Source organism: Muriventricola aceti (genome assembly GCF_025567565.1).
Classification (GTDB): domain Bacteria; phylum Bacillota; class Clostridia; order Oscillospirales; family Oscillospiraceae; genus Lawsonibacter; species Lawsonibacter aceti.
On the sequence record NZ_JAOQKF010000005.1, the window covers coordinates 163,986 to 170,328 of the forward strand.

Genomic DNA, 6,343 nt, shown 5'->3' on the forward strand with positions numbered 1-6,343 from the left:
TGATACAAAAGAGGTAAGACGCCTCGGAGAGCTTACGCTCTCCGAGGCGTCCCGTTCATCAGGTCTGGTCCTTGGTATCCTCGTCCTGAGACGGGGCGTGCTCCTGTTGTTCCGCCGGTCCCTGACCAGCGGGAGCGGTAGGTTCAGAGTCCTTTCGCTCCTCTGTGCCCTCCCCCTCAGGCTGACGGCCGCTGGCCTCCCCTTCGTCCAGAGCGGGAGGCTTGACCTCCTCGCTGACGATATGGATGTGCTTGGCCGGCGCCTCGATCACATCCGGTACGGAGGGGCGGAACGCCTTTTCGCTCTTGCGGGTAGAGGCGTAGGCGTCCTCCACCAGAGCGGGATCCCGGCCCTCGATGATGGCCACCATCTCGCCGCCAGTGATGGTCTCTTTCTCCAGCAGATAGGACACTACCTTGTGCATATCCTCCAGATTCTCCTGGATAACCTTTACAGCGTCCTCGTAGCAAACGTCCAAAATTGCTTTGACCGCCTTATCCATCACAGCCGCGGTATCCTGGGCGCAGTCCAGGCCGTAGCCCCCGTCCAGATACTGGTTACGGACCGAGCCCAGGGCCATCATGCCGAACTCCTCGCTCATACCAAACATGGCCACCATGTTCCGGGCAATATTGGTAGCCTCCTGGATATCCTGAGAGGCGCCGTTGGTCATGGTATCCATCACCACCTGTTCAGCGGCCCGGCCGCCCATGGAAACAGATATCTTGGCCATAAGCTCTTCCTTGGTCCGCAGGTTGGTCTTGTCCTCCTCGGGCATCAAGAGGGTATAGCCCAGGGATCCCTCGGTGTGGGGGACAATGGTGATCTTCTGCACCGGCTCGGCGTTCTTCTGCTTATAGGCCACCATGGCGTGGCCCACCTCGTGGTAAGCCACCAGCTTGCGCTCGAATTGGGTGAGCACAGAATTTTTCTTCTCACTGCCGGCGATGACAAACTCGAAGGAGGCCAGCAGGTCCTCCTGGGTCACCATGCGGCGGCCGTGGCGGACGGCCCGGAGGGCCGCCTCGTTGACCAAGTTAGCCAGGTCAGCGCCCACAGTGCCAGCGGTAGCTAAGGCGATCTTCTTTAGGTCCACGTCCTCGCTCAAACGGATGTTTCGCGTGTGGACCTGGAGGGTGGCCAGACGTCCGGCCAGATTAGGCCGGTCGATGGTGATGCGCCGGTCGAAACGGCCGGGGCGGAGCAAAGCCTTGTCCAGCACCTCGGGCCGGTTGGTAGCTCCCAGGACGATGACGCCCTTGCCGGGGTCAAAGCCATCCAGCTCGGCCAGCAGCTGGTTCAGTGTCTGCTCCCGCTCGTCGTTGCCCCCCATGCGGTTGTCGCGGGACTTGCCGATGGTGTCGATCTCATCGATGAAGATGATACAGGGGGCCATCTTGCTGGCCTCTTTGAACAAGTCACGGACACGGCTGGCGCCCACGCCCACGAACATCTCTACAAAGTCGGAGCCGCTGATAGAGAAGAAGGGGACGCCGGCCTCGCCGGCCACGGCCTTGGCCAGCAGGGTCTTACCAGTACCCGGAGGGCCCACCAGCAGGGCGCCCTTGGGCAGCTTGGCGCCGATCTCAGTGTACTTACCGGGGTTGTGGAGAATATCGATGATCTCCTGGAGGGACTCCTTGGCCTCATCCTGGCCGGCCACATCCCGGAAGGTAACACCGGTCTTCTTCTCCACATACACCTTGGCGTTGGCCTTGCCCACGCCGCCCAGGCCGCCCATTCCTCCCTTGCCACCTACCCCGCGGAACAGGAACATCATAGCGCCCACCAACAGCAGGATGGGAAGCAGTGTGGAGATGAGCAGGGACAGAATATAGGCAGAGCTGTCCACCGGGTCGCTGCCGTAGTTGGTCACCCCGTGCTCATCCAGCAGGTCGTAGATGCTCAGGTCGGATACTGGGGGCGGGGTTGTGACATATTCCTTCTCCTGGCTCTGGCCCCGGAGTGGGATCTGCATTCCAGCAAAGATTCCTTGGTCCCGCTCCTCTTCCTGGGGCAGATAGGCCTCAGCCTCTTCCTCCATCCCTTCCTTCAGGGTGATGACATACTCGCCGCTCTCCATCCGCACGGACTCCACCAGCTCCGCCACCACCCACTGGCGGAAGATGGAGTAATCCACCTGGACCTGGTTGGCGTTGGCATAGGATGAGGTGCAGCTTTTGAACAGCATGGTCAGTACCAGGGCCCACATAATAATGCTGATGAGGCCCAACGTGTTCTTTTTGTTGTTTCCCTTATCTGGTTTCAAAGGAGAATACCTCCAATTTTCTGCTTGATTTTCTCTTTTCTGTCCAAATCACATTTAGGACTAAATGGTATCATACCACATCCGCACTTTAAAAACAAGAAAAGCGGGTGTAAACTTTCTGTAAAAGGTAAGGGAGTCTGCCCGGACCGCGGCGCCCCTCGATCCCCGATTGGTTTTTTCCACGTCCTGTATTTTTGACTTCCCCCTTTCGCCTAAATATGATATACTGTTTTTTATCGTTGGAAATTTTGACATCGGAGGGAACTGCCCCATGAATAATAGACCGCCTCTGCGCCGCTCCGCCCCTGTGGAAACGGAGAACGACGGCATCATTGAGGGCCGCAACGCGGTCATCGAGGCCCTGAGAGCCGACGTGGCCATCGACAAAATATTTCTACTCAAGGGCGAGCGTGACTCGGCCCTGGGGCATATCGCCTCCGCCGCCCGGGAGAAGGGCATCGTAGTGGTAGACGCCGACCGGCGGAAGCTGGACAATATGAGCCGAACCCACTCCCACCAGGGAGTCATCGCCCAGGCCGCCGTTCGGGAGTACGCCTCTGTGGACGACATCCTAGCCGCCGCCCGGGATAAGGACGAGCCCCCCCTTATCGTAGTATGTGACGAGCTATCCGACCCCCACAACCTGGGGGCGGTCATCCGTACCGCCGACGCCGCCGGCGCCCACGGAGTCATCATCCCCAAGCGCCGGTCTGCCGGTCTGACCGCCGTGGTCGCTAAGACCTCAGCCGGGGCTGTGGCCCACGTTCCTGTCGCCCGGGTGGCCAATCTGCCCACTGTGCTGAAGGAACTGAAGGAGGCGGGAGTCTGGGTATTCGGCACCGCCATGGATGGGTCCACCTCCCTGTACCATGCCGACCTGAAGGGCCCTGCCGCCATCGTCATCGGCAGCGAGGGGGAGGGGATGGGCCGCCTGGTGGGAGAGAGCTGTGACTTCACCGTTTCCATCCCTATGTTCGGCAAGATCAATTCCCTGAACGCCTCCGCCGCCGCCGCGGTCCTGCTGTATGAGGCTGTCCGCCAGCGAACAGGCAATTAGTCAGACTTGCAGGAGGAATTTTCTATGATGCCAATTAAGCCTTTTAACGGGTTGGAGGCCGCTATTTGCACCATCGCAATGGCTGTCGTCGGGTACCTCGTCGGGAGCCTGCTGGCCATCCCGGGTGCGGGCGCCGTAGTATTTGCTATTGCCACCATGGGTGGATTCCTCTTGAGCGCCATCCATCGTAACCAGTGACTGAATTTCAAATTTCAAGGAGCCTCCCATGAGCGACCGCGACGATAAAAAACGAAACGAGGACGACCTGGCGGAGATCCGCTCCCTCATCGGGGACACGGACACAGGCGGTTTCTCTCTGGAAGATATTTTGGCGGAATACGGGTCCGGCAAGGTTCCGGGCCGGGGTGCGGTCCCTGTTCCCCCCAAAAAGGAGCGGGAGCCGGAGGGACCTGACCTGCCCTGGCCGGAGGCTCCCCGCACCTCCCGGCGTGAGGGGAAGGTAGTTGCCTTTCCCGGGGGCCAGATACAGCAGCCTCCTGATGAGGAGGAGCTGCCTGATGAGGAGGAGCTGCCTGATGAGGAGGAGCTGCCTGATGAGGAGGAGCTGCCTGATGAGGAGGAGCTGCCTGACGAGGAGGAGCTGCCTCCCGACGAGGCTTCTCTCCCCAGTGAGGAGCCAGAGGAGCAGTTGGACGGCCCGGCGGCTGACAAAGAAGTCATTCCTTTTCCGGAGGAGGAGAGCGTCCTATCCGCCTTTCTCAAGGACCTGGGCAAAAAGGCCGACGACTATGCGGACCATATGTTTGAGGAGGACGAGGCCATCGACCACTCCGAGGTCCGCCGCCTGGAGAAGCTGATTCCAGGCACGGACCGGGAGGAGGAGCCGGAGGAGGTCCCCCGGTCCCGCCGTCCCAGGCCCCAGGACCCCCCTCCCCCGGACACGGACCCCCAGGAGCTGGCCCGGAGCTATCACAAGGGATTGGGCGGGGCCCGGCTGCGGGTACTGGCTGTGTTCCTCCTCTTTGCCCTCTCCCTGGTCCAACTGCTGGTACCCGCCCTGGGACTTGTATGGCTCCCCCCTCTGGACGACCTGTCCATCCAGCGTTGGATCGCCGTAGGCCTGCTGGCCGCGGGCGTACTGCTGGCCGGTGACGCGCTGGTGTCCGCCATTGGTCGGGCCTTCCATGGCAGGCTTGGGATGGATGTTCTGGCGGCCCTCTCGTGCGCCGCCACTCTGGCGGACGGCGCTGTGCTGGCTCTCCACCCCTCTCGTGGAAATCAGCTACCATACAGCGCGGTGGCCCTGGCCGGCCTGTTCTTCCTGCTCCACGGAGCCTATCACAAGCGGTGCGGCCTGCGGCTCTCCTGCCGAACCGCGGCCGCCTCCGCCACTCCCTATCGGGTCACCCTGGACGAGGGGAAATGGAACGGCCTGGACACCTATACCAAATGGTCCGGCACCCAGGAGGGCTTTGGCAGCCAGATCCAGGCTGACGATGGAGCCCAGCGTATTTTTCGCCGCTTCTGCCCCCTGCTACTGCTGGGCTGCCTGCTGCTTTCCCTGCTGACCTCGGTGGGGATTGGCCAGCCTGAGCATCTGTTATGGTGTCTGTCCGCCACCTTTACCGCCACCTCCGCCTTTGGAGGAAGCTTGATCTACGGCCGCTCCTTCCACAAGCTGGCCCGGCGTCTGGCCCAAAGCGGTGCCGCCCTGGCTGGCTGGCCAGGCATCTCCCGCTCCCGGAGGGGGGACCGAGTTCTCATCACGGATACCGATCTGTTCCCCCCCGGCTATGTAGAACTCAACGGAGTGAAGGTGTTGGGCAACTTCCCCATGGAGCGGGTGGTGGCCTATACAGCCACTCTCATCCGGAACTCCGGCAGCGGCCTGACCAAGCTGTTCCACGACCATCTCCGCGCTCTGGGAGGCCTGATGCGGAATGCCGACCACCTGTGCTGCTACGAGGGGGGCGGCCTGTCCGCCAATATCCGCGGAGACCAAGTGCTGGTAGGTTCCGCAGCCTTTATGAATCTGATGGATATTCCCCTCCCCCAGGGGTTAAACGTAAAGAGCGCCGTGTTCTGTGCCATCAACGGGGAGCTGGCCGGTATCTTTGCCTTGAGCTATTCCCTCCACGACACCATTTTTCCCGCTCTGGAGGAGCTGATGCGTGAGAAGATCGGCCCTGTGCTGGCCACCCGTGATTTTAATCTGATCCCCGCCATGCTTCACCAGCGTTTCAAGCTGGCGGCGGACAAAATGGACTTTCCTCCGGTGGAACGGCGGCGGGAGCTGTCCGATCCGGAGCAGCCCCACAGCGATGTCCTCACCGCTCTGTTGTGCCGGGAGGGGCTGTTTCCCTTTGCCGAGGCTGTGACGGCCGCCAAGCGACTGCGGTGGGCAACCCGGCTGGGCGCCATTATCTGCTGTGCCGGCTCCCTGCTGGGTCTGCTGCTGGCCGCCTATCTCACCTCTGTATCCGCCTATTCCTCCCTTTCCCCTCTGAATCTGCTCGTTTTCATGCTCACCTGGCTGTTCCCGGTATGGTTCCTGTCCGGGTGGGTCCACCGCTACTGATGGGACCTGATCTGAACGAATGAGGTGATCCTTTTGATTCGACTGGCCTGTGCTGACGACCTGGACGCCGTCGACGCCATCTATGACGCCATCCTGACTCTGGAGGAGGCCCGCCCCGTATCCTTCACCAACTGGCAGCGGGGCAAGTATCCCACTCTGGACCACGCCCGCCGTGCCATGGAGGAGCACACCCTCTGGCTGGCCGGGGAGGATGGGAAGTATTACGGCACCTTTATCCTCAACGGCATCCAGCTTCCGGAGTATGCCCAGATCCCCTGGCAGTTTCAGGCTCCGCCGGACCAGGTGGCCGTGATCCACACCCTGATGGTCCACCCGGACTGGTCTGGCCGGGGCAAGGGCCGGGAACTGGTCGCCTTCTGTGAGGAGGAGAGCCGCCGCCAGGGAAAATCTGTCATCCGGTTAGATACCCCGGAGGGCAACACCCCTGCCAATCTCATGTATGCCCGTCTGGGCTACC

At 61.4% G+C, this 6,343-nt stretch carries 5 protein-coding genes; 4 read left to right on the top strand and 1 reads right to left on the bottom strand.

Annotation, left to right across the window (positions count from 1 at the left end; genetic code table 11):
• Positions 1-58: 58 nt before the first annotated feature.
• Positions 59-2,269 carry an ATP-dependent zinc metalloprotease FtsH gene (gene ftsH / locus OCV64_RS07485; RefSeq protein WP_394803824.1) on the bottom strand — a complete coding sequence of 737 codons (2,211 nt, stop codon included), beginning with the start codon at positions 2,267-2,269 and terminating at the stop codon, positions 59-61.
• A 271-nt stretch (positions 2,270-2,540) separates the two neighbouring features.
• Between ftsH and rlmB the strand changes: the two genes are divergently transcribed.
• From rlmB to OCV64_RS07505, 4 genes are all read left to right on the top strand, one after another.
• Positions 2,541-3,326, top strand: a complete 786-nt coding sequence (rlmB, locus tag OCV64_RS07490) for a 23S rRNA (guanosine(2251)-2'-O)-methyltransferase RlmB (RefSeq protein WP_262669719.1) — start codon at positions 2,541-2,543, stop codon at positions 3,324-3,326.
• A gap of 24 nt (positions 3,327-3,350) precedes the next feature.
• Positions 3,351-3,524 carry a hypothetical protein gene (locus OCV64_RS07495; protein WP_262669720.1) on the top strand — a complete coding sequence of 58 codons (174 nt, stop codon included), beginning with the start codon at positions 3,351-3,353 and terminating at the stop codon, positions 3,522-3,524.
• 28 nt (positions 3,525-3,552) lie between these two features.
• On the top strand, positions 3,553-5,865 hold the full coding sequence (locus OCV64_RS07500; RefSeq protein ID WP_262669721.1) for a hypothetical protein: 2,313 nt from the start codon (positions 3,553-3,555) through the stop codon (positions 5,863-5,865).
• Positions 5,866-5,898: 33 nt separating this feature from the next.
• Positions 5,899-6,343: GNAT family N-acetyltransferase (locus OCV64_RS07505; RefSeq protein WP_262669722.1), on the top strand; the 445-nt coding region annotated here is incomplete at its 3' end.

Excerpts from the sequence above, each read along its gene's own strand:
- rlmB (WP_262669719.1), top strand. The coding sequence starts at position 2,541 with ATGAATAATAGACCGCCTCTGCGCCGCTCCGCCCCTGTGGAAACGGAG.
- OCV64_RS07495 (WP_262669720.1), top strand. The coding sequence starts at position 3,351 with ATGATGCCAATTAAGCCTTTTAACGGGTTGGAGGCCGCTATTTGCACC.
- OCV64_RS07500 (WP_262669721.1), top strand. The coding sequence starts at position 3,553 with ATGAGCGACCGCGACGATAAAAAACGAAACGAGGACGACCTGGCGGAG.